We start from the raw sequence: 24,041 nt of genomic DNA on the forward strand, positions 1-24,041 counted from the left end.
AAAACTAACAAACCAATTACCATTTAAATGAAACATATAATGACGGCAATTTTACTTTTAGTAGGATGTGCCACTTTTTCCCAAGTAAAAATAGAAGGTGTTGTAAAAGATAGCATCGGTAACCCACTAGAATTAGCCAATGTTATCGCCATCAATCAACTAACTAACAAATTGGATTCCTATGGAATTACCAACGATCAAGGACGTTATAAACTGTCTTTAGAAAAAAATACAGATTATAAAATTCAGGTTAGTTATATTGGTATGAAAACAGCCGATGCTTCTATTTCCACCAAAGAAGCAGATGTAACTAAAAATTTTACATTGGAAAATGATAATGCATTAGACGAGGTGGAGTTGGTTTACGAAATGCCAGTAACTATAAAAGGGGATACACTTATTTATAATGCTGATTCATTTAATAAAGGAACTGAAAGAAAGCTAGAAGATGTTCTTAAAAATTTACCAGGAGTTGAAATAAATGCCGATGGCCAAATAGAAGTTGAAGGTAAAGTGGTTTCTAAAGTCATGGTAGAAGGTAAAGATTTTTTTGATGGCGATTCAAAATTAGCAACCAAAAACATTCCAGCAAATGCGGTAGATAAAGTACAAGTCTTAAAAAATTATGCCGAAGTTGGCCAATTAAGTGGTGTTCAGAATAATCAAGATAATATAGCTATTAATATTAAACTAAAAGAGGGAAAAGACGCTTTTTGGTTTGGAACGGTTACGGCTGGTGCTGGTGTTGCGGACGATAATGGTTTGTACTTAGCCCAACCCAAGCTGTTTTATTACAGTCCAAAATACAGCGTGAATGTTATTGGCGACATTAATAATATAGGTGAGTTAGCCTTTACACGTCGGGATTATTTTAATTTTGCTGGCGGTTTTAACAGACCAAGTCAGTCCAGTGGAACTAATTTAAACTTAAGTGACAATGGTTTAGCCTTTTTGTCGCTTCAAAATAATCGAGCCAAAGAAATAAATGCACGTTTTGGTGCAGCTAACTTCAGTTATTCTCCCAATGATAAGTTAGATTTAAGTGGTTTTGGAATTTATACTGGAAACAAAATTCGCTTACAGGAGAATAGTGACGTTATTTACAACGATCCTGAATTAGGAATCCCAGACGAGAGTACTCAAAGTAACACAACCCAACGTAGTGATTTAGGGATGTTAAAATTAAGTGCTAAATACAAACCAAATGCTAGTAATCAGTTGGATTATGAAATATTAGGTAGGATGTCTCAAGAAACACAAGAACAAAATTTGTTTTCTACTGTCATTGGTGGTGTGGCTCAAAATGAAGAGACCAATCCGTTTAGTATTAATCAGAATTTGAACTACTACTACACATTGAATGAAAAAAATATTTTTGCTTTTGAAGCAATACACTTAATAAAAGACGAAGACCCATTCTACAACGCAATTTTAGAAAACGACCCAACAAACAACACAGATATGCCAAATGATCCTTATGATGATACCGCAGAAGATTTAGGTATGAATCAGGATCAGTTTAGATACAATTTATCTCAAAACAAACGTGTAAAATCCAATCAGTTGGATGCCAAGTTAGATTATTGGAACGTGTTAAATAATAAAAGTAATATAAACCTAACTGTTGGTACTATTTTAAGTAATCAGAAGTTTAATTCTGAAATATTTCAAACGTTAGACGATGGAACTACCTTTAATAATCAACCTGTTATCTATGATCCAGAAAATGATATCAATTATACCTTTACAGATTTATATGTTGGGTTGCATTATCAATTAAAAGCAGGGATTTTCACCTTTACGCCTGGTTTATCGGCTCATTCTTATAGTGCTAAAAACGAGCAGTTTGGTGTAAGCTATACTGATAATTTTTTCAGGGTTTTACCAGATTTCAATACGCGTATTCAATTTAAAAAGAGTGAAACATTAACGTTCAACTACCGCATGCAAACCCAGTTTACAGATGTTAATCAATTAGCGGAAGGTTTGGTGTTAAACAGATATAATTCATTCTTTACAGGTAATCAAGAATTAGAAAGTTCTATAGCTCATAATTTAAGCTTAATGTATTTTAGTTTTAACATGTTTAACTATACTAATGTCTTTGCACGTGTAAACTACACCAAAAACATAGATCAAATAAGAACAGCTTCCGAGTTTCAGCCTGGAAGTGTTATTCGTGTAGGAACTCCTTTTAACTCTAATTTTGCTGACGAGAGCTTTTCAGCAAACGGTCGTTTTCAGCGTGCTTTTGGAAAATTACGAGCAACAGCTCAAGCTAATTTTAGTTATGCAAAATTCAATCAATTTATTTCAACAAGAGACAATCCAGGCGAACTTGCACGTTCGGTTAACGAAAACTATAACCAATCTTATACAGCTTCCTTACGCTCCAATTACCGGGAAGCACCAAATTTTGAAGTAAGCTATACCTATGGTATACAGGACAATGATCAAGGTAATAGACGTTCAAAATTTTATACAAATGCACCAAAAATTGAATTTGATGCGCTTATTTGGAATGCTTTTACATTTAAAACAAGCTACGAGTATAACTTGTTGAGTGATGAAGTTGGTAAAATTAATAGTTTCGATTTTTGGGATGCGTCTTTAGCGTACCGAAAAGATGCTGATGCTAAATGGGAATTTGAATTGAAAGCAACCAACTTACTAAATACCCAATCGCAAAGTCAAACTAACGCTGGAACATTATCTGTTAGCACTAATGATTATTTTATTCAGCCACGTTTTGTAACATTACGTGTTATCTATAATTTGTAATCAACATATAGTTTATAATTCAAAGAGGTATTACGTTGTAATGCCTCTTATTTGTTTTAAGTAAATAGTATAAATTAATTTTAACAGCCTTTATAAAAGAAATATTGTAATTTGGAAGACCACTAATTATATTATAAACCTATAAATATGAAACATTTTTTCACTCACAGTTTGGCTACTATAGCATTATTTTCGATGGGTTTCATACAAGCGCAAAATACAGATGCGGTTGTTGAAAGTATTGTTAAGGAGGCCACTGAAAATTCACAATTAGAGCGTTTAGCTCACGAAATGTTAGATGTTATTGGACCGCGTTTAGTAGGAACACCCCAAATGAAACAGGCCAATGATTGGGCTGTTGCGCAATATGATAAATGGGACATTTCAGCGAGAAATGAAAAATGGGGACAATGGCGAGCATGGGAACGGGGAATTACTCATATTGATATGGTGTATCCAAGAATCCAAACTTTGGATGGTATGCAATTAGCTTGGAATCCGAGTACAGGCTCAAAAGGTGTTACTGCTGAAGTAATAACCCTCCCAACCGTTAAAGATTCTATAGAGTTTAATAACTGGCTAAAGAATGTTAAAGGTAAATTTGTTATGACGTCTATGTATCAGATTACGGGTCGTCCAGATTATAATTGGGAAGAATTTGCTACAGAAGAATCTTTTACAAAAATGAAAAAAGTACGCGATTCACTTTCAACAGAATGGTATGCTAATTTAAGAAGAATGGGGTACACATCGCGAAGTATCAATCAAGCATTGGAAACGGCTGGAGCAGCTGGAATTATAACCTCATATTGGTCCAAAGCATTTGGTTCTAACAAAATTTTTAGTGCTAGAACTGAAAAAATTCCGACAGTTGATATTGAATTAGAGGATTATTCCATGTTATATCGTTTAGTAGAATCTGGTAGCAAGCCACGAGTAAAAATTGTAGCAGAATCTAAAGATTTAGGAGTAGTAGATACCTATAATACCATAGCAGAAATTAAAGGAACTGAAAAACCTAACGAATATGTTGTGTTGTCTGCGCATTTCGATTCTTGGGACGGTGGTACTGGAGCAACTGATAATGGTACAGGTACTTTGGTTATGATGGAAGCAATGCGTATTCTAAAAAAAGTATATCCAAATCCAAAACGAACTATTTTAGTTGGACACTGGGGCAGTGAGGAGCAAGGTTTAAATGGTTCTCGTGCTTTTGTGGAAGATCATCCTGAAATAGTTAAAAACATTCAAGCGGTTTTTAATCAGGATAACGGAACAGGCCGAGTTGTAAATCTTTCTGGTGCCGGATTTTTGCATGCATATGAGTATTTATCGCGATGGTTAGAACCAGTACCTAATGAAATTTCAAAACATATTGAAACTAATTTTCCTGGTTCTCCAAGTGGAGGCGGATCGGATAATGCGTCGTTTTTAGCAGCAGGTGCGCCTTCGTTTAATTTAAGCTCATTAAATTGGTCTTATTGGAACTATACCTGGCATACCAATAGAGATACTTACGATAAAATTGTTTTTGATGATGTAAGAAGCAACGCAATTTTAACTGCTATTTTAGTGTATATGGCTTGTGAAGACCCTAACCGAGCATCTTCCGAAAAGATAATTTTACCTGTTAATTCTAGAACAGGCGAGCAACGCACATGGCCAGAACCACGTTCTCCACAACGCAAAGGTGGTATTGATGATTAAATTGTTAGAATAAAAATAATTTTCCCGATAGGCCGTTTGGAAAAGAAAACTCATAATAAAACTAATGGTTTCATTATGAGTTTTTTGTGTTTTTACTGTAAAAATTAAATTAAAAATGTGTGCTCTTTTTAGCAAAAAGAAAGAAAACTGTAATATATTTGCTGTCGGTTTTGGGGAGATACTCAAGCGGCCAACGAGGGCAGACTGTAAATCTGCTGACTACGTCTTCGCAGGTTCGAATCCTGCTCTCCCCACTTTAACTCGAAAAATCCACACGGAAGTGTGGATTTTTTGTGTTATAAAATATGTGTGAGTTTACTCACAGCGTATTTTATAACACAAAAAATAAACTGTTTTTTCAGTTTGATTTTTTCAATTTCTAAAAGTGTTAAGCAGGATCAACGCAGTTAATCCTTTAATCCAAAAACTATGTTATTAAGATTAAATAATATGGCGTTAACGTTTAAATTTTGGTGATCTAGAGTGTTGAGCAAAATCAGCGGAGTTTATGCTTGAATTTTAAATATCCACTTTGGATTTCAATTATTGCTTTACCCAATTGTCTAAATCCAAAGTCCAATCATAATTACCATATTCAATAGAAACTTTTTCAGTAGTATTTAAAATGGCATAAGATTTTAAAATCTTCTTGATGTCATCTTTACATCCAAAATCGCCACGAAACCATTTAAATAAGGGTGAAATAGTTACTGTTTTCTCTTCGCTATCATAAGTGGTTGTTTTTATTAAATAATTTCTGGAACTCATATCAAATTGAGCTTCTAACTTATCGGGTGTATAAATAGCGATAGGAGGACAATTTTTCGCGCCACAATTTAGCACAAAATGTATTCTGTAATCGCGTTCATCAACGCGCAACTTCCGTTCAAATTTATTAGGAAACCATTTCCGAATGTATCCCATGCCTAATTTCCACTGCGATTTTCTAATAATACCATGCTCTATCTTATCAAAAGACAGCATTTTTCCAGCAATAGCTATTTGATTTTTCTTGAAAAATGAACCTCGGTCTTCATATAATTCTGGGTGCTTGGATAATATAATTTGAATGTAGGCATTGTAAATATTTACCCAAAACGCTAACTTTTCAGAATCCGTATTAAGGTTAGTACTTAAAATTTCTAATGTGGTGTTTTTAAGTATGCTTTCAAGGTCTTGAGTTTCTTGTCCGTTTTTAATTTTAATTAAAAGTTGTTCTGAAAGTTTATTAAAGTTTGTATTATTATGGCTATTTGTCTGACCAATCCCTAGTAGGGAAACCAGAAAGACACTTATAAATAGAATGGTGTGTTTAAATTGTTTTATGTTCATGAGGTTGTTTTTCATTTAAAGCGGATAAATTTGCTCTAATTATTGAGCACAAATCCTTTTCTTATAAATTTACGTATATTTCTTGAATATGGTTTTAAGTAGAAAGATTTCTGTAATTATTCCAGCCCATAATGAACGGGAAAATTTGTTGGTTTTAGTGCCACGACTATTAGCTATTTCTGAAGGATTTCATATAGAAATAATTATTGCTTTATCATCAGAGTCCAATAATTTAGATGCTTCCTGTTTTTCTTCAAAAGAAGTTTTAATTGAAAAATGTAAAGAAAAAGGACGAGCAGTTCAAATGAACCAAGCAGCTAAAAATGCGCGAGGTAACATTCTTGTTTTTCTCCATGCCGATGTAATTCCACCGAAAACCTTTTTCAAGAGTATTCAAGAAACCATAGTATCTGGAATGGATGCAGGATTCTTTTCTTATCAATTTGATTCCGATAGTTTTTGGCTAAAAATTAATGCGCATTTTACTAAAACAGATGGAGTCTTTACAGGTGGAGGCGACCAATGTTTGTTTATTAAAAAAGAGGTGTTTCAAAGATTAGGTGCTTTTAATGAAGATCAGGTTTTGATGGAGGATTTTGAATTTTTCAAGCGTATGAAGAAAGCAAAAACACGATACACAATTGTAAATGACGATTTAATTGTTTCTGCTAGAAAATATGATAATAATTCCTATATAAAAGTTAATTTATGCAATTTAATAATGGTTTTACTATTTAAGTGTGGTTACAATCCCGAAAAATTAAAGGCCTTATATGGCCGAATGCTTAAAACGGTTTAACACAAAAAAAGCCTAACAAAAAATGTCAGGCTTTTAGCGATTTTTTATTGATAACATTATAATTCGAACGCAGCTTTTACCTTATCTACATAATCTAATTTTTCCCAAGTAAATAACTCGACATCCAAAGTAATAGATTCACCATTTAACTGTTCAAATGTTTTACTAATAGTTTCATTATTGCGTCCCATATGGCCATAGGCAGCTGTTTCACTGTACATAGGCTGACGTAATTTCAAGCGATTTTCAATAGCAAATGGTCGCATGTCAAAAATTTCAGACACTTTCTGTGCTATTTCACCATCTGTTAAATTAAAAGGACAGGTACCATACGTGTCAATGTAAATAGAAGTCGGTTTAACAACACCAATAGCATAACTCACTTGAACCAAAACTTCTTCAGCAATACCAGCAGCTACCAAGTTTTTAGCTATATGTCTTGTTGCATAAGCAGCACTTCTATCTACTTTACTTGGGTCTTTTCCTGAAAAAGCACCACCACCATGTGCGCCCTTTCCGCCATAGGTGTCTACAATAATTTTTCGTCCTGTTAAACCTGTATCACCATGTGGTCCACCTATAACAAATTTACCAGTAGGGTTGATATGATAGGTGATGTCATCATTAAACAATACCTGAATATGTTCTGGAAGTTTTGCTACCACGCGTGGAATTAATATCTCCTTAATGTCTTTGTTTATTTGTGCTACCATTTCCTCTTCAGCTGCATTTTTATCTACTGCAGATTTTGATTTCGGTAAAACAAATTCGTCATGTTGCGTGGAAACAACTATGGCTTCAATACGTTGCGGAACATTATCATCACTGTATTCAATGGTCACTTGGCTTTTAGAATCTGGGCGTAAATAAGTAATATCTTTGTTTTCACGTCTTAATTCTGCCAATTCCAATAATAATCTATGCGATAAATCTAATGCTAAAGGCATATAGTTTTCTGTTTCACTCGTGGCGTAACCAAACATCATACCTTGATCGCCTGCACCTTGTTCCTCTTTGCTAGCACGATCTACACCACGATTAATATCTTCAGATTGCTCATGAATTGCTGAAAACACACCGCAGGAACTGCCATCAAACATGTAGGCGCCCTTGGTATAACCAATTTTATTAATGGTGTCACGTGCAATTTTTTGAACATCTAGGTAGGTGTTCGATTTTACTTCACCAGCCAGAACAACTTGTCCTGTTGTTACTAATGTTTCACAAGCAACTTTAGATTCAGGGTCAAAAGCTAAAAAATTATCAATTAATGCGTCACTTATCTGATCGGCAACTTTATCTGGATGTCCTTCAGAAACACTTTCTGAAGTAAATAAATATGGCATATTTTCACGTATTTATGCGTTATACAATTTGAAAAATTATGTGATTGCTAAGGCCTGCTAGAGTAGTAGAGTAGAACTGCTTTAGCATTTTTTTATGAGGTTGCAATCAGACAAATTTTTCCTCTAAATTATTACTTGGCAAAAGTAAGAAATTAAAATGGAACAAAAATTTTTTGGCCTTTTTTTCACAATTAATTTGGTTTTTACAATTTTGTATTGCAATATTTGTCCTCACAAAGTTCAAAAACTTACTGAAATGTTATCAAGAAAGGTGGAGGGATTAGACCCGTTGAAGCCTTAGCAACCCTTTGTTCTATACAAAGAAGGTGCTACATTCTACTTAATTTTTAATTCATTTATTAGAAATTGGATAGATAACACAAACGAAATTACTCATCTGTAATTCGATTTTTTCTTTTTAACATTTTTCTATTAGGTACGCTTCCAAACGAAGCCTATTTGACTTTTGGTTTAATCATTTATTAACTCAAAAAAATTAGAAAAATGAGTGCAACAAAAATTATCCATTCCATTCCTAGTGATCCATTAACGGGTGCTATTTCGGTACCAGTGTACCAAACATCAACATTTATTCAGGAGGCTCCTGGTGTCAACAAAGGCTTTGATTATGCTCGAAGCAACAACCCAACTCGTAAAGTTTTAGAAGATGTCGTAGCCCAATTAGAGGCTGGACATTCTGGCTTTGCATTTTCTACAGGGTTAGCAGCAATAGATGCAGTGTTAAAATTATTGACCCATGGCGATGAGATTGTAGCTGTAGATGATATTTATGGTGGTGCCTATCGTTTATTTACCCATGTTTATGAAAAGTTAGGTGTTAAAATTAATTATGTCGATACAACCAATCCTGACAATGTAGCAAATGCCATTAGTAGTAAAACGAAATTGATATGGATTGAATCGCCAACCAACCCAACCTTGAAAGTTTCCGATATTCAGGAAATTGCAAAAATTGCCAAAAGTATTGGTGCTTATTTGGTGGTTGATAATACATTTGCTAGTCCCATTGCGCAACAACCACTTAAATTAGGTGCTGATATTGTTATCCATAGCGGCACTAAATATATTGGTGGACACTCCGATTTAGTGGCTGGTTTAGTCGTTACAAAAACACCTGAATTATCAGAAAAAATTAAATTTGTTCAAAATGCTTCGGGCGGTGTTTTGGGGCCTTGGGACTGTTTTCTTACTATTAGAGGTATCGAAACCTTGGAACTTCGTTATAAAAAGCAATGTGAAAACGCCTTTGCTGTTGCGGCATTTTTGGTCAATCATCCGGCAGTTCAAGACGTGTATTTTCCTGGTTTGGTAACCCATAAAAATCACGAAATAGCTAAACGTCAACAAAATGGTTTATTTGGAGGAATTGTTTCCTTTTCTTTAAAAGAAGATACGCAAGAAGCTGCCAATCAATTTGTAACAAGTACAAATTATTTCAAATTAGCAGAAAGTTTAGGAGGTGTTAAAAGCTTGCTTTGTCATCCACCGCAAATGACGCATGCCTCGGTACCACGTGAACGCCGTTTACAAGCTGGAATTAAAGATTCTTTAATTCGTTTATCCTGTGGTATTGAAGACGCTGAAGATTTAATAACTGATTTGTCAAAAGCATTTGCTGCTGTAAAAACAACAAGAAATTATGTCAAACAGTAAGCATATTCATGTAGTTATTTTCGGAATAGGAAATGTAGGAAGTACCTTAATTCAACAAATTAACATGGCACAATCCAATCTGCAATTAAAACATCAATTGCAGATTGAGATACCAATAATTACCAATTCCAAATTAGCTTTTTATAACGAGAATGGAATTGAAAATTCATGGTTAATTGATTTTGAGAAGTTTTCGGAGCCTTATAAAATTGAGGATATTATTCAATTTATTAAAGCAAAAAAAATCAAAAATGTCATTGCTATTGATGCAACAGCTAGTGTGGATTTTGTTCAAAATTATGTGCCGTTAATTGAAAACGGATTTCATATCGTTTCGGCAAATAAAGTAGCAAATACCTTGAGTTATGATTTTTATGAAGCCTTACGTCAATCGTTACGGAAGCATAACAAATCATTTTTATATGAAACCAATGTTGGTGCAGGTTTACCTATTATAGAAACCATTAAAAATTTATATAATTCTGGTGAGCATATTGCTAAAATACGCGGTGTATTTTCAGGGTCATTAAGTTATATTTTTAATGAGTATTCAGAGTCGGACGTGTCATTTTCTAAAGTGCTTTCGCAAGCCTCCAAATTAGGCTTGACAGAGCCTGATGCACGGGAAGATTTATCAGGAAATGATGTGGCTAGAAAACTGTTAATTCTAGCTAGAGAACTCAATTTAAAAACAGAATTTCAGCAAGTGAAAATAGAGTCTCTAGTACCAAAAAAGCTAAACGGAAAAACCAATGTGCAGCAATTTAATGCGCGAGTAAAGGAGCTAGATTTGCCATTTCAAAAACGGAAAACAGCTTTGAGCAAAAATCAAGTTTTACGTTATGTTGGCGAGTTGGATGTAGTTAGGCAAACATTAGAGGTGAAATTAATTACAGAGCAGAAACAATCACCAATTGGACAACTAAAGGGAGCAGATTCCATTTTTGAAATTTTCACAGAGTCTTATGGCGAAAAGCCTTTTGTTATTCAAGGCGCTGGAGCAGGAAAAGCTGTAACAGCTAGAGGACTGTTTTCAGATATTGTAAAGTTATCTAACAGTTTAAATTAATAATTTATAATGCGAAATGTTCCAATAGATGCTTTTTGGACGTTTCAGTAAAAAATAACGTTATGAGCAATATAAAACAAGAAATTCAAAAACGTATTTTAGTGCTAGATGGTGCCATGGGAACCATGTTGCAACGTTATAACTTTTCGGAAGCGGATTATCGTGGTGATCGTTTTAAAGCGTATCCAACTTCGTTAAAAGGGAATAATGATTTGTTGTCCTTAACGCAACCACAAGCTATTGCAGAGGTGCATAGAAAATATTATGAAGCAGGTGCCGATATTGTAGAAACCAACACGTTTTCTGCAACCACGATTGGAATGGCAGATTATAATATGGAGAATTTGGTTTATGAACTCAATTTTGAATCGGCTAAAATTGCACGGCAAGTGGCAGATGAGTTTACTAAAGTCAACCCAAGTAAACCGCGTTTTGTAGCTGGGAGTATTGGACCTACCAATCGTACCGCAAGTTTGTCGCCCGATGTCAACAGACCTGAATATCGAGCCATAACCTTTGAGGAATTACGTGTAGCTTATAAACAACAAGTGGAAGCCTTAATAGATGGTGGTGTAGATGTCTTGTTGGTTGAAACTATTTTCGATACACTGAACGCAAAAGCGGCTTTATTTGCTATTGATGAAGTTAACGTTGGGCGTAAAATGAATATCCCAATTATGGTGTCTGGAACCATTACAGATGCTTCAGGTCGTACCTTGTCTGGGCAAACAGTAGAAGCTTTTTTAAACTCTATTACACATATTCCATTGTTAAGTGTGGGTTTTAATTGTGCGCTTGGTGCAGATCAACTACAACCGTACTTACAACGTTTAGCTCATGAAACGAATGTGTTTACATCAGCACATCCTAATGCAGGTTTGCCTAATGCTTTTGGAGAATATGAACAAACTGCAAAACACATGCAAAAACTTATTGAAAATTATTTAAAAAATGATTTAGTCAATATTATTGGAGGCTGCTGCGGTACAACGCCAGAACACATAAAAGCAATTGCAGAGGTTGCAGCTAAATATAAACCGAGACAAACTTCCGTGCAGACTGAAACCTTTTAACACAAATAACCATGAAGAAACATAGATATTTGAGGTTATCTGGATTAGAACCGCTTGTAGTTACACCAGAAAGCAATTTTATTAATGTAGGTGAACGTACTAACGTTACAGGATCACGTAAGTTTTTACGACTTATTAAAGACGGAAAATTTGATGAAGCTTTAAATGTAGCTCGCGATCAAGTGGAAGGTGGAGCGCAAATTCTAGATGTTAATATGGACGAAGGAATGTTGGATGGTAAATACGCCATGATAACATTCTTAAATCTCATAGCTTCAGAGCCTGATATTGCCAAAATTCCAATAATGATTGATAGTTCTAAATGGGAAATTATTGAAGCAGGCTTGCAAGTGGTTCAAGGAAAATCGGTTGTGAATTCTATAAGTTTGAAAGAAGGCGAAACCGAATTTGTACGCCAAGCAACTTTAGTTAAGCGGTATGGCGCTGCAGTTATTATAATGGCATTTGATGAGGTTGGACAAGCCGATACTTATGAACGACGTATTGAAATTTGTAAGCGATCCTATGATATCTTAATCCATCAAGTAGGTTTTCCAGCAGAAGATATCATTTTCGATCCTAATATTTTTCCTGTAGCAACAGGAATGGATGAACACCGTTTAAATGCTTTAGATTTTTTCCAAGCTACAAAATGGATACGTGAAAATTTACCTCATGCTAATGTATCAGGAGGTGTGAGCAATGTGTCGTTTTCATTTCGCGGCAATACGGTTGTACGTGAAGCTATAAATTCAGCTTTTTTATACCATGCCATTCAACATGGTATGACCATGGGAATTGTAAATCCAACACTTTTAGAAGTATATGATAACATTCCAAAGACGTTGCTAAAACGTGTTGAAGATGTGTTATTTAATAAACGAGAGGACGCTACTGAACGGCTTTTAGATTTTGCAGAAACGGTAAAAGATGATAAAAAAGCTGATGTGGCTAAAGTTTTAGAGTGGCGAAGTTACCCACTACAAGAACGTATTACGCATAGTTTAGTAAAAGGTATAGACACCTTCATTATTGACGATATTGAACAAGCACGTCAAGAATCAGAAAAGCCAATTCAAGTAATTGAAGGCCACTTAATGATTGGAATGAATGTGGTTGGCGATTTATTTGGAAGTGGTAAAATGTTTTTACCACAAGTTGTTAAATCGGCTCGGGTTATGAAAAAAGCCGTCGCATATTTACAGCCGTTTATTGAAGCAGAAAAAGATGGAAAACAAGAATTTGCTGGACGTGTTTTAATGGCTACCGTAAAAGGTGATGTTCATGATATTGGAAAAAATATAGTGAGTGTCGTTCTAGGTTGTAATAATTATGAGATTATTGATTTAGGTGTTATGGTATCGCCCGAAAAAATTATAGAAACCGCTATTGCTGAAAATGTTGATATTATTGGATTAAGTGGTTTAATTACACCCTCTTTAGATGAAATGGTATATGTATCAAAAGAGTTACAAAAACGAAACATAACCATCCCATTATTAATCGGTGGTGCTACCACATCACGTGCACATTCGGCTGTAAAAATTGCACCCAATTACAGTCACACTACCGTTCATGTTAATGATGCATCTAGAGCTGTTACCGTTGTTGGTAATTTATTACAGCAAGACAATAAGGTTTATAAGAAACAGATTCGTGAAGAATATGACAAATTCCGTGAACAATTTTTAAAACGTGGTAAACAGAAAGATTATATCACGATTGAAGAAGCTCGTAAACGTAAGTTTCAAATAGATTGGAATACCACGGAAATAATAAAACCAAAACAATTGGGTGTTCAGGTAATAAACCATTTTGATATTGCCAAATTGGAACCATTTATAGATTGGAGTCCATTTTTTAGGAGTTGGGATTTACACGGCAAGTTTCCAAATATCTTAACAGATGAGCTGGTTGGAGAGCAAGCTGCCGAGTTGTTTGCAGATGCACAGGCCTTATTAAAACGTGTGTTTAATGAAAAACTGTTAAAAGCGAAAGCTGTTTTCGGTTTGTTTCCTGCCAATGCAGTAAATGATGATGATATTGAAGTAGATAATAAGCATCAATCGGATGTTTTTACTTTTTTAACACTTCGTCAGCAATTAGAAAAACGGCCTGGAGTACCAAATATGGCTTTAGCCGATTTTATTGCGCCAAAAGATTCCGGAAAACAAGATTATATGGGCTGTTTTTGTGTTTGTGCAGGTTTTGGAACAGCTGAATTAGCCAAGCAATTTGAAGAAGAAAATGATGATTATAATGCCATCATGATAAAAGCATTGGCTGATCGGTTAGCGGAAGCTTTTGCCGAATATTTACACAAAGAAATCCGTACAAATTTTTGGGGTTATGCAGATCAAGAAACCTTAAGCAATGAGGAGTTGATTAAAGAGGCCTATCATGGTATTCGTCCTGCTCCTGGATACCCAGCGTGTCCAGATCATTTGGAAAAAAGAACCATTTGGAAACTGCTAAAGGTTCAAGAAACTATTGGAGTGGAATTAACGGATAGTTTGGCTATGTGGCCAGCAGCTAGTGTCTCTGGGTATTATTTTGGAAATAAAAATGCTAAATATTTTGGATTGGGTAAAATAACACCCGATCAATTAAAGGATTATGCCAAAAGACGTGGAATAAGTAATGAGGAAGCAGAAAAATGGTTGCGCCCAAGTATGGCTGATTAGTAAGATAATAATAACATACTTTTTACATCAATTCATGTAATGCAGCCAAAAAGTATTTGTCTGTATCGCTAATACGTAAGAGATAAAATGAGGCTCTTAAATAACGCATAAATAAAAAATAAAATATGAACAAGCTACAGAAGATTATCAATCTGAAGCAAAAAATGAGATTCCTAATGTCATAGGAAATGAATATGAAAGTAACCGAACATATTAAGCAAGCCAAAGGGAGTACCCAGTTTTCTTTTGAAATTTTACCGCCTTTAAAAGGACAAAATGTGCAATCTATTTTTAATAATATTGACCCGTTAATGGAGTTTAATCCGCCATTTATTGATGTCACCTATCATAGAGAAGAATATGTGTATAAGGAATTAGAAAATGGATTGCTTAAGAAACAAGTTGTTAAAAAACGACCAGGAACTGTTGGCATTTGTGCCGCTATTCAGAATAAATATCAAGTAGATGCTATTCCGCACATTTTATGTGGTGGTTTTACTAAAGAAGACACAGAAAACTTTCTAATAGATCTGGATTTTTTAGGTATCGATAATGTCATGGCTTTACGTGGTGATGCCGTAAAAAGCGATGTCTATTTTAAACCCGAAAAGGAAGGTCATGCTTATGCTAGTGAATTGGTTGCGCAAATTGAAGCTTTAAATAAAGGGCAATATTTAGATGAGGAATTGCTCAATGTTTCCAAAACCGACTTTTGTATTGGTGTTGGCGGCTACCCTGAAAAGCACATGGAAGCGCCTAGTCTGGATCGGGATATTCAATTTTTAAAGCATAAAATTGAAAATGGCGCCACCTATATTGTAACACAAATGTTTTTTGACAATCAAAAGTATTTTGATTTTGTAGATAAGTGTCGTAAGGCTGGAATTACAGTGCCCATAATTCCGGGTTTAAAGCCTATCGCTACCAAAAAACAATTAAATATAATTCCGCATCGGTTTCATGTAGATTTACCTGAAAGCTTGATTTTAGAAATTATTAAATGCAAGACAAATGAGCAGGTAAAACAGGTTGGAATTGAATGGTGTATTCAACAATCACAAGTATTGAAACAAGCAAATATTCCAGTGCTCCATTATTATTCTATGGGTAAAAGTGATAATATTAAAACAATAGCTTCCAGCGTATTTTAATAAATTTGATATAATTCTCTTTTTAATACTTGCTTATAGCTTATTTTTGCAAAAATAGTAACTTATACACATGAAAACATCCAAATTAGCTGAAGGTTTAAAAGGTTCTGAAATCATTAAAATTGCAGGTGAAGTTACCGCATTAAAAGCACAAGGCGAGGTCGTTTATAACCAAACTATAGGCGATTTTGATTCCAGTATTTTTCCAATTCCAGATGAGTTGAAAACTGAAATTGTTTCGGCTTACAATGATAACCAAACCAATTATCCGCAGGCAAATGGTATGGAAGCCTTACGTGTAAGTGTGTCTAATTACTTGTCAAGAAATTTAAAATTAGACTATTCAAAAGACGAAATCTTAATTTCTGGAGGAGCAAGACCTTTAATTTTTGCCGTTTACCAAACTATTTTAGATTTGGAAGATACCGTTTTGTATCCAGTTCCTTCATGGAATAATGATGCCTATACCTATTTGTCGCGAAACAAGTCTGTCATTTTAGAAACCAAGGTTGAAAATAACTTTATGCCCACAGCTTCAGATATTAAACCACATATTCAACAGGTTAATTTAATTGCTTTATGTTCGCCATTAAACCCTACAGGAACAACGTTTACTAAAGAAGCGCTTTTGGAAATTTCAGAATTGGTAGTTGAAGAAAACAAGCGTCGTGCCTCTTTAAATGAAAAACCACTTTACCTACTGTATGATCAAATTTATTGGCAATTAACTTATGGAGAGACCATTCATTACAATCCTGTGGAGCTGGTTCCTGAAATGCGAGATTTCACCATTTTTATTGATGGAATTTCTAAAGCATTTGCTGCTACTGGTGTTCGTGTTGGTTGGGCTTTTGGGCCTGTACATGTAATTAATAAAATGAAAGCCTTATTGAGCCATATTGGTGCTTGGGCTCCCAAAGCCGAACAATTGGCAACGGCTTCGTATTTAAATCAGACAGAAGTGGTTCAAGGCTATTTAACACATATTAAAACCGAATTGAATGATAGGTTAGTTTTATTCTACCAAGGTTTTAATGCTTTACAAACTAAAGGGTTTCCTGTACGTGCTATTCAGCCTGAAGCCGCATTGTATTTAACGGTTCAGTTTGATTTAATAGGAAAAACAACGCAAGAAGGGACAACCCTTAAAACCATTCAAGAGGTTACTAGTTTTTTATTGCATGAGGCCAAATTAGCCATTGTGCCTTTTTATGCCTTTGGAACATCAACAGATTCCAATTGGTTCAGACTATCGGTAGGAACAGCAAAAAAAGAAGATATTGATACGGTTTTTGAACTGCTAGAAAATGCACTTCAGAAATTAAAGTAAGATGCTTTTAAGAAATTACATACATTTGCGCCACAAGTTTTAGAATGAAGCACCTGTTTACTTTTTTATGTTGTATTGGTTTTGCTACGCTTTTGGCACAAGATAAACCCACGGATTCCTATTTCGACTTAAATTATTTTAAGGGAAATATAGCACTTCATAATAATGATATTTTACACCTTATTAAAGGACATCCAGAAGGTTTTATATTAAGTTGGAACAAAAAAACTTTTGGTAATGAAGATTGGGAACAACGCTATGGTTATCCAGATTATGGTGTGTCATTCGCTTACCAGAATTTAAAGAATGATGTTTTAGGAACCAATTACTCATTGTATGCACATTATAATTTCTATTTTTTAAAACGAAATTTAATGTTGCGTATTGGACAGGGTTTGGGTTATACAACCAATCCGTATGACAAAATAGAAAATCCCAGAAATAATGCCTTTGGAACGTCGCTTTTAAGTAGCACTTATTTAATGTTGAACTATAAACGCGAACGGATTTTTGATAAGTTCGGTTTACAAGCTGGTTTTAGTTTAATTCATTATTCCAATGCCAACGTGAAAGCGCCAAATACCAGTGTCAACTCCATTACGTTTAATTTAGGGGTTACCTACAATCTAGATGAAGAAGATTCTGAATACCAATACACCATTACCAAAGAAAAGTTTACGGAACGCATTAAGTATAACATTGCTTTTAGAAGCGGAATTAATGAAAGTGATGTAGTAGGAAGTGGTCAATTTCCATTCTACATTGTTTCAGCTTATGCAGATAAACGTTTAGGGCATAAAAGTGCCATTCAGTTTGGAGCTGATGTGTTTTTCTCTAAATTTTTAGAAGAATTAATTTACTATAAATCCGTTTCGTTTCCCGAAGAGGATGTTACAGGTGATGAAGATTGGAAGCGCGTTGGATTATTTGTAGGTCACGAATTATTTATTAATAAAATGTCCATTGAAACGCAACTGGGCTATTATGTGTACTATCCGTATGATTTTGAAGGACAAACCTACATTCGTATTGGATTGAAACGTTATTTTGGAAAAAAATGGTTTGGTGCATTAACTTTAAAATCTCATGGCGCTAAAGCCGAAGCTGTTGAATTTGGTGTCGGAATCAGATTGTAATTTATGATTAAAAAACTCACATATCTCGTTGTATTAGTTCTTGTTTTCTCATGCAATACTGAAGATGCTAATGATTGTTTTCAAAACGCAGGAACCACTATTCAGCAAACAGTGCTCGTTTCAGATTTTGAACGTATCCTTGTTAATCGTGATGTGGAACTTATTCTAAACGAAGCACCAGATTTTTCTGTTATTATTGAAACTGGTGAAAATTTATTGAATGACGTGCACGCTGTTGTTATTGGTAATCAATTACAATTAACCGATAACAATACCTGTAATATGGTTCGGGATTATGGTACAACAAAAATTTATGTGTCCGCTCCAAATATTAAAGAAATTAGAAATTCGTCACAGTTTGATGTGTCATCAAATGGGGTATTGAATTATCCTGAATTAAAACTTATTTCCGAAAACTTCAATCAAACGGACGCCTTTACAATTGGTGATTTCAGAATGACTGTAAACACCACAAACTTAATTGTGACCTCTAATAATTTATCATCATTTTACCTAACAGGAACGGTTGATGATGCAACAATTGGATTCTATTCTGGAATAGGCCGTTTTGAAGGTCGTGATTTAATAGCTCAAAAAGTGAAAATTTATCATCGTGGAAGCAATGATATTATTGTGAATCCAATTCAATTACTTACAGGTGATTTGTATGGAACGGGAAATCTGATTTCCGTAAATACGCCTCCAACACTTGAAGTAACACAGCATTATCAAGGTCGCCTTATTTTGGAGTAGTATTATTTATTGGCTGTCAATTCTTGAAACAAACTTTCTAAACTCGCGTTTTTCTGATTCAGTTGCAGAATTTTTAGTTCATTATCATGTGCAAAATCGAATACATGAGAACGCATATCTTCAGCGGTTGCAAAAGTAATTTCATAAATAAAATCATGCACATTCACAACGTCTTTTACATGTGGTAATTTTTGTAGAAAAACGGTTTCTACACGATAATCAAACTCTACCACAACAACCTGTTCTTTGTCGTCGCGCAGTTCTTTTAATGTTTTATTAGCTACAATTTCACCTTTATTGATAATGATAACACGGTCGCACATGGCTTCCACTTCCTGCATAATATGTGTAGACAAGAACACGGTTTTTTCTTTCCCTAACGATTTAATTAAATTCCGAATATCCACCAATTGGTTTGGGTCCAATCCTGTTGTTGGTTCATCTAAAATCAACACATCCGGATTGTGTAATAAAGCATTTGCTAAACCTACACGTTGTCTGTAACCTTTGGAAAGTTGACCAATTTTTTTATGAGATTCCGGTGTTAATCCGGTAATTTCAATAACATCTTGAATACGCTTTTTATTCACGCCATAAACCGCAGCATTAAAAGCCAAATATTCCCTTACGTATTGATCCAAGTATAGCGGATTGTGTTCTGGTAAATACCCAACACTTTGTTGCACGTTTTGTTTTTCAGATTGAACATCAAAACCGTTTACTTTTGCGGTACCTTCAGAGGCTTCGATAAAGGTGGTTAAAATCTTCATCATGGTTGATTTTCCAGCGCCATTAGGTCCTAAAAAACCCACAATTTCCGATTTATTAACCTTAAAAGATACATGGTTTAACGCTTTCTGTGAGCCGTATAATTTGGTGATGTTTTCAACTTCAATAGACATAAAGTAAATTCGTTTTTTCAAAAATAACATATAAATATGAAACGGAATGCACGACGAAAACGTTATATTTTTAAAATAATTGAAAAAGATTTTGTTTTTTCAATTTATTAACTACTTTAGCCTTTCAAATTATGAACACAAGTACGAATAACACATATCACAATTGGTATTATTTCTTTTTTAACAAAAGGAACGAGACGCTGTATGTGTAATTTTTAACCATAAAATTAAACTATTTAAAGTCTCGATGTAAATCGGGACTTTTTTTGTTTATACTAGTTTGGTTTGAGGTTTTAAAACAAAAAAAAACGATGACAAAGGCAGTAGCCATACAAGGCGTACAAGGATCATTTCACCATATAGTAGCGCAGCACTATTTTGGAGATGCAGTTCCGTTATTAGAGTGTTTATCATTTGATGACGCTATAAACTCTCTGCTAAATAAGGAAACAGATGCGGTTGTTATGGCGCTTGAAAACTCTATAGCAGGTTCTATTATTCCTAATTATGCGTTAATTGATACACATGATTTACATATTGTTGGCGAGCAGTATTTGGATATTCAACACCATTTAATGGCTTTGTCAGGACAGAGTATTGAGGATATTCAAGAGGTGTATTCGCATCCTATGGCTTTGCTGCAGTGTAAAGCATTTTTCAAAAAACACCCACATATAAAGTTAATTGAAGATAAAGATACAGCTGAAGTGGCGCAACGCATTCAAAAGCAACAATTAAAAGGCGTTGCAGCTATTGCGAGTCAGTTAGCAGCCCATTTATTTGAATTAGAAATTGTAGCGAAAAGCATTCAAACCATTCACCATAATGAAACCCGTTTTGTAATTGTAAAACGGGATCATGAGGGTTCTATAACTGAAGGCTATAATAAAGCATCAATAAAGTTCGAATTAGAACACAAACGTGGCAGTTTAGCAGCTATTTTAAATGTGATGAGTGATTGCCAACTGAATTTAACCAAAATTCAATCGCTGCCAAAAATTGAAACCCCTTGGAAATATGCTTTTTTTGTAGATGTTACTTTTGATACCTGTAGCTATTTTAAAAAAGCACGCACTCTATTACAAATTATGGCCGAAGACTTCAAAGTTTTAGGACAATATAAACACACAAAATAATGATTGAATTAGCCAATCGCTTACAAACTGTGGAGGAATACTACTTTTCGAAAAAATTGCGAGAAGTCGCATTACTCATGGCAAACGGAAAGCCTATAATTAATTTAGGTATTGGAAGTCCAGATTTAAATCCACCCCAAAAAGTTATAGATACTTTAGGTGAAAGTTTTAAACATCCGAAAGCAAATCAGTATCAAAGTTATCAAGGGTTGCCAGAACTTCGTGAAGCCATTGTGTCTTTTTACAGAGATCAGTATGATGTGTATGTAAGTCCTTCTACAGAAGTCCTTCCGTTAATGGGAAGCAAAGAAGGTATCATGCATATTTCTATGGCGTTTTTAAATCCAGGCGATCAAGTTTTAATTCCTAATCCTGGTTATCCAACTTATACATCGGTCACTAACTTAGTAGGTGCGGAACCTGTTTTTTACGATTTAACGGAATCCTCAAATTGGCTTATAGATATTGAGGCTTTAGAAGAACAGGATTTATCGAAAGTAAAAATGATGTGGGTGAATTATCCGCACATGCCAACAGGAACCAATGCCAGTGATGCTTTTTTTACGCGACTCATTGCATTTGCCAAACGGCATACTATTTTAATAATTAATGATAATCCATACAGTTTTGTTTTAAACAAGGAACCAAAAAGTATGCTTCAAATTGCAGGTGCTAAAGAGGTGTGTTTGGAATTAAATTCGCTGAGCAAAACCTTTAATATGTCTGGATGGCGCGTGGGAATGGTGCTTGGTCGAGCAGAATATATAAACGCTATTTTAAAAGTGAAAAGTAATATGGATTCTGGAATGTTATTTGGCATACAAAAAGCAGCCATTCAAGCTTTAAATTGCTCTAAATTATGGTATGTGAGTTTGAATCAAGTTTATGAAGAACGACGGCAACTGATTTGGAAGTTGGCTGATACACTTAATTGTACCTATAATAAAAATGCCAGTGGGATGTTTGTTTGGGCCAAATTACCGCCATTTATAAAATCGGAAGAGTTTGTTGATTTGTTACTAAAAGAAAACAATATTTTTATTGCACCAGGAACCGTTTTTGGGAGTAATGGCGAAGGTTACGTGCGCTTTTCATTATGTGCTAGTACCGAAATAATTGAAGAAGCGTTAGCAAGAATTTAATATTATGAAAAAAATATACATAATAGGTGTCGGATTAATTGGCGGAAGTATTGCCAAAGATATCAAACATTTGAATCCTGAAATTACCATTTTCGGAATTGATACAAATGATGCGCATTTAGAGGATGCTTTAGCGCTAAAAATTATAGATAAAAAAGCAGAGTTTACAGATGTAAAATATGCAGATGCCGTTATTTTAACCATTCCTGTAGATACAGCTGTAGCGGTTTTGCCAAAAGTATTGGATTTAGTGCATGATAATGCTTTAGTTATGGAAGCGGGTTCTACGAAAGTGGCTATTTGTAAGGCTGTTGAAAATCATCCAAAACGACGAAATTTTTTAGCAACTCATCCTATTGCTGGAACCGAGTTTTCAGGGCCAAAAGCAGCTTTAGCAGGTTTGTTTCAAGGAAAAACAAATATTATTTGCGAAGTTGAAAAAACAGCATTTCAATTGCAGGAGCGTGCATTAAGTATTTTCAAAATTATGGGTATGCGCATTCGGTATATGAATCCGGAGGCACATGATAAACATATTGCTTATGTCTCGCATTTATCGCACATCAGCGCGTTCATGTTAGGCAAAACGGTTATGGAAAAAGAAAAAAACGAACGCGATATTTTTGATATGGCAGGAAGTGGGTTTGCATCTACAGTACGGTTAGCAAAAAGTTCACCAAATATGTGGACACCCATTTTTAAACAAAATAAAACCAATGTTATAGAGACTTTAGACGAATATATTCAAAATTTAATCATGTTTAAGGCCTATTTGGAAACGGATTCTTTTGAAGAAATCCACAAAGAAATGTCAGATACAAATCACATAAAAGACATATTAAACGGTATAGCGTAAACTCAAAAACTTAATTTCAATGCAATTGAAGAGCTATTAACGTTTTTGAATATCAAATTTTAAAAAAAAAGATTATGGAAAATAAAAAAGAATTAGGGAGCTGGTTGCATAACTTCGGATTAGACCATCCGTTGGTTATTGCTGGGCCTTGCAGTGCAGAAACAGAAGAGCAAGTTTTAAAAATAGCACATCAACTAAAAGATACCGATGCAACCGTTTTAAGAGCAGGCATTTGGAAACCAAGAACAAGACCTGGTAATTTTGAAGGTGTTGGTGCTTTAGGATTAAAATGGTTACAAAAAGCCAAAGAAGAAACTGGGATGTTAATTGCAACCGAAGTTGCTAACGCCAATCACGTGGAGTTAGCTTTAAAGCACGATGTTGATGTGCTTTGGATTGGTGCACGCACAACAGTTAGCCCGTTTATAGTTCAAGAAATTGCAGATGCGCTAAAAGGAACAAATAAGCCTGTTTTGGTTAAAAACCCTGTGAATCCAGATTTAGCCTTATGGTTAGGTGCGGTTGAGCGTTTTTATACAGCTGATATTAAAAATTTAGGAGTTATACATCGTGGCTTTTCTACCTATGAAAAAACGCGTTACAGAAATAATCCAGAATGGCAACTGCCAATCGATTTACAACATCGGTTTCCAGATTTACCGCTAATATTAGATCCTTCGCATATTGCTGGTCGTCGTGATATTATTTTCGATTTATGCCAAACGGCTCTCGATTTAAATTATGATGGTTTAATGGTAGAAACCCATTTTGATCCAGACAATGCTTGGAGTGATGCTGCACAGCAAATTACACCAGCAACACTTGTTCAGTTTATGGACGATTTAAAGATTCGAAAAGAAACAGGCGAAGCTACCGAATTCAAAAATAAAATTAACACCATGCGAACGCAAATTGATGTGATTGATCATCAATTAATTGAGATTTTAGGAAAGCGTATGAAAGTAGCTGATGATATTGGAGCACTTAAAAAAGCACATAACGTTGCTGTTTTACAAACCAAACGTTGGAATGAAATTTTAGGTAAAATGATTCTCCAAGGCGAAGAAAAGAATTTAAGCGAAGAGTTTATTTTACGAGTTTTTAAAGCTGTTCATCAAGAATCGATTAACCACCAGGAAAAAATCATCAATAAGTAATTTATGTGTTTTT

At 34.7% G+C, this 24,041-nt stretch carries 18 protein-coding genes, 1 tRNA gene and 1 riboswitch; of the genes, 16 read left to right on the plus strand and 3 right to left on the minus strand.

Going from position 1 to position 24,041, the window contains the following annotated elements; genetic code table 11:
- The first annotated feature begins 27 nt into the window (after positions 1-27).
- The 3 genes from BM239_RS05640 (at position 28) to BM239_RS05650 (ending at position 4,742) form a co-directional block, all read left to right on the plus strand.
- Positions 28-2,781, plus strand: coding sequence for a TonB-dependent receptor (locus tag BM239_RS05640; protein WP_092206635.1), 2,754 nt, complete (start codon positions 28-30; stop codon positions 2,779-2,781).
- A 195-nt stretch (positions 2,782-2,976) separates the two neighbouring features.
- Positions 2,977-4,488: a M20/M25/M40 family metallo-hydrolase gene (locus tag BM239_RS05645; RefSeq protein WP_394333915.1), complete on the plus strand. Its 1,512-nt coding sequence runs from the start codon at positions 2,977-2,979 to the stop codon at positions 4,486-4,488.
- Between the two features lie 172 nt (positions 4,489-4,660).
- Positions 4,661-4,742, plus strand: a tRNA-Tyr gene (locus tag BM239_RS05650).
- A 289-nt stretch (positions 4,743-5,031) separates the two neighbouring features.
- Here BM239_RS05650 and BM239_RS05655 read toward each other — a convergent pair.
- Positions 5,032-5,820, minus strand: coding sequence for a DUF547 domain-containing protein (locus tag BM239_RS05655; protein ID WP_092206795.1), 789 nt, complete (start codon positions 5,818-5,820; stop codon positions 5,032-5,034).
- Positions 5,821-5,908: 88 nt separating this feature from the next.
- On the opposite strand from BM239_RS05655, the gene BM239_RS05660 reads away from it, so the two are divergent.
- Positions 5,909-6,619 (plus strand): TIGR04283 family arsenosugar biosynthesis glycosyltransferase, encoded by a 711-nt coding sequence (locus BM239_RS05660; RefSeq protein WP_092206637.1) that lies wholly within the window; start codon positions 5,909-5,911, stop codon positions 6,617-6,619.
- A 56-nt stretch (positions 6,620-6,675) separates the two neighbouring features.
- Here the strand turns inward: BM239_RS05660 and metK are convergent, their stop codons facing one another.
- On the minus strand, positions 6,676-7,965 hold the full coding sequence (gene metK / locus BM239_RS05665) for a methionine adenosyltransferase (RefSeq protein WP_092206638.1): 1,290 nt from the start codon (positions 7,963-7,965) through the stop codon (positions 6,676-6,678).
- A 256-nt stretch (positions 7,966-8,221) separates the two neighbouring features.
- Positions 8,222-8,346, plus strand: a riboswitch (SAM riboswitch).
- Positions 8,347-8,469: 123 nt separating this feature from the next.
- Between metK and BM239_RS05670 the strand changes: the two genes are divergently transcribed.
- The 8 genes from BM239_RS05670 to BM239_RS05705 all read left to right on the plus strand — a co-directional run bounded on the left by BM239_RS05670 (position 8,470) and on the right by BM239_RS05705 (position 18,835).
- Positions 8,470-9,639, plus strand: a complete 1,170-nt coding sequence (locus BM239_RS05670; RefSeq protein WP_092206639.1) for a trans-sulfuration enzyme family protein — start codon at positions 8,470-8,472, stop codon at positions 9,637-9,639.
- The gene (locus tag BM239_RS05675; protein WP_092206640.1) at positions 9,626-10,708 is read left to right on the plus strand and encodes a homoserine dehydrogenase family protein; all 1,083 of its coding nucleotides are present in this window, start codon (positions 9,626-9,628) and stop codon (positions 10,706-10,708) included. Before BM239_RS05670 ends, BM239_RS05675 begins: the two co-directional genes overlap by 14 nt.
- Before the next feature lie 62 nt (positions 10,709-10,770).
- Positions 10,771-11,781, plus strand: coding sequence for a homocysteine S-methyltransferase family protein (locus BM239_RS05680; protein ID WP_092206641.1), 1,011 nt, complete (start codon positions 10,771-10,773; stop codon positions 11,779-11,781).
- 11 nt (positions 11,782-11,792) lie between these two features.
- On the plus strand, positions 11,793-14,465 hold the full coding sequence (gene metH, locus BM239_RS05685; protein ID WP_092206642.1) for a methionine synthase: 2,673 nt from the start codon (positions 11,793-11,795) through the stop codon (positions 14,463-14,465).
- Positions 14,466-14,659: 194 nt separating this feature from the next.
- Positions 14,660-15,616, plus strand: a complete 957-nt coding sequence (gene metF, locus BM239_RS05690; RefSeq protein WP_092206643.1) for a methylenetetrahydrofolate reductase [NAD(P)H] — start codon at positions 14,660-14,662, stop codon at positions 15,614-15,616.
- A gap of 70 nt (positions 15,617-15,686) precedes the next feature.
- Complete coding sequence (locus BM239_RS05695) at positions 15,687-16,946, plus strand: pyridoxal phosphate-dependent aminotransferase (protein ID WP_092206644.1); 1,260 nt, start codon at positions 15,687-15,689, stop codon at positions 16,944-16,946.
- A gap of 44 nt (positions 16,947-16,990) precedes the next feature.
- Complete coding sequence (locus BM239_RS05700; RefSeq protein WP_092206645.1) at positions 16,991-18,082, plus strand: acyloxyacyl hydrolase; 1,092 nt, start codon at positions 16,991-16,993, stop codon at positions 18,080-18,082.
- A 3-nt stretch (positions 18,083-18,085) separates the two neighbouring features.
- Positions 18,086-18,835, plus strand: coding sequence for a head GIN domain-containing protein (locus BM239_RS05705; RefSeq protein WP_092206646.1), 750 nt, complete (start codon positions 18,086-18,088; stop codon positions 18,833-18,835).
- A gap of 2 nt (positions 18,836-18,837) precedes the next feature.
- On the opposite strand, the gene gldA is transcribed toward BM239_RS05705, so the two are convergent.
- Complete coding sequence (gene gldA / locus BM239_RS05710; protein ID WP_092206796.1) at positions 18,838-19,737, minus strand: gliding motility-associated ABC transporter ATP-binding subunit GldA; 900 nt, start codon at positions 19,735-19,737, stop codon at positions 18,838-18,840.
- Positions 19,738-20,048: 311 nt separating this feature from the next.
- Between gldA and BM239_RS05715 the strand changes: the two genes are divergently transcribed.
- The 4 genes from BM239_RS05715 to BM239_RS05730 all read left to right on the plus strand — a co-directional run bounded on the left by BM239_RS05715 (position 20,049) and on the right by BM239_RS05730 (position 24,028).
- Positions 20,049-20,873 carry a prephenate dehydratase gene (locus BM239_RS05715; protein WP_092206647.1) on the plus strand — a complete coding sequence of 275 codons (825 nt, stop codon included), beginning with the start codon at positions 20,049-20,051 and terminating at the stop codon, positions 20,871-20,873.
- Positions 20,873-22,015 (plus strand): pyridoxal phosphate-dependent aminotransferase, encoded by a 1,143-nt coding sequence (locus BM239_RS05720; protein WP_092206648.1) that lies wholly within the window; start codon positions 20,873-20,875, stop codon positions 22,013-22,015. Before BM239_RS05715 ends, BM239_RS05720 begins: the two co-directional genes overlap by 1 nt.
- 4 nt (positions 22,016-22,019) lie before the next feature.
- The gene (locus BM239_RS05725; protein WP_092206649.1) at positions 22,020-22,871 is read left to right on the plus strand and encodes a prephenate dehydrogenase; all 852 of its coding nucleotides are present in this window, start codon (positions 22,020-22,022) and stop codon (positions 22,869-22,871) included.
- Positions 22,872-22,945: 74 nt separating this feature from the next.
- The gene (locus BM239_RS05730; RefSeq protein WP_092206650.1) at positions 22,946-24,028 is read left to right on the plus strand and encodes a bifunctional 3-deoxy-7-phosphoheptulonate synthase/chorismate mutase type II; all 1,083 of its coding nucleotides are present in this window, start codon (positions 22,946-22,948) and stop codon (positions 24,026-24,028) included.
- The last annotated feature ends 13 nt before the right edge of the window (positions 24,029-24,041 follow it).

It is taken from the genome of Algorimicrobium echini (assembly GCF_900115185.1).
GTDB lineage: Bacteria > Bacteroidota > Bacteroidia > Flavobacteriales > Flavobacteriaceae > Algorimicrobium > Algorimicrobium echini.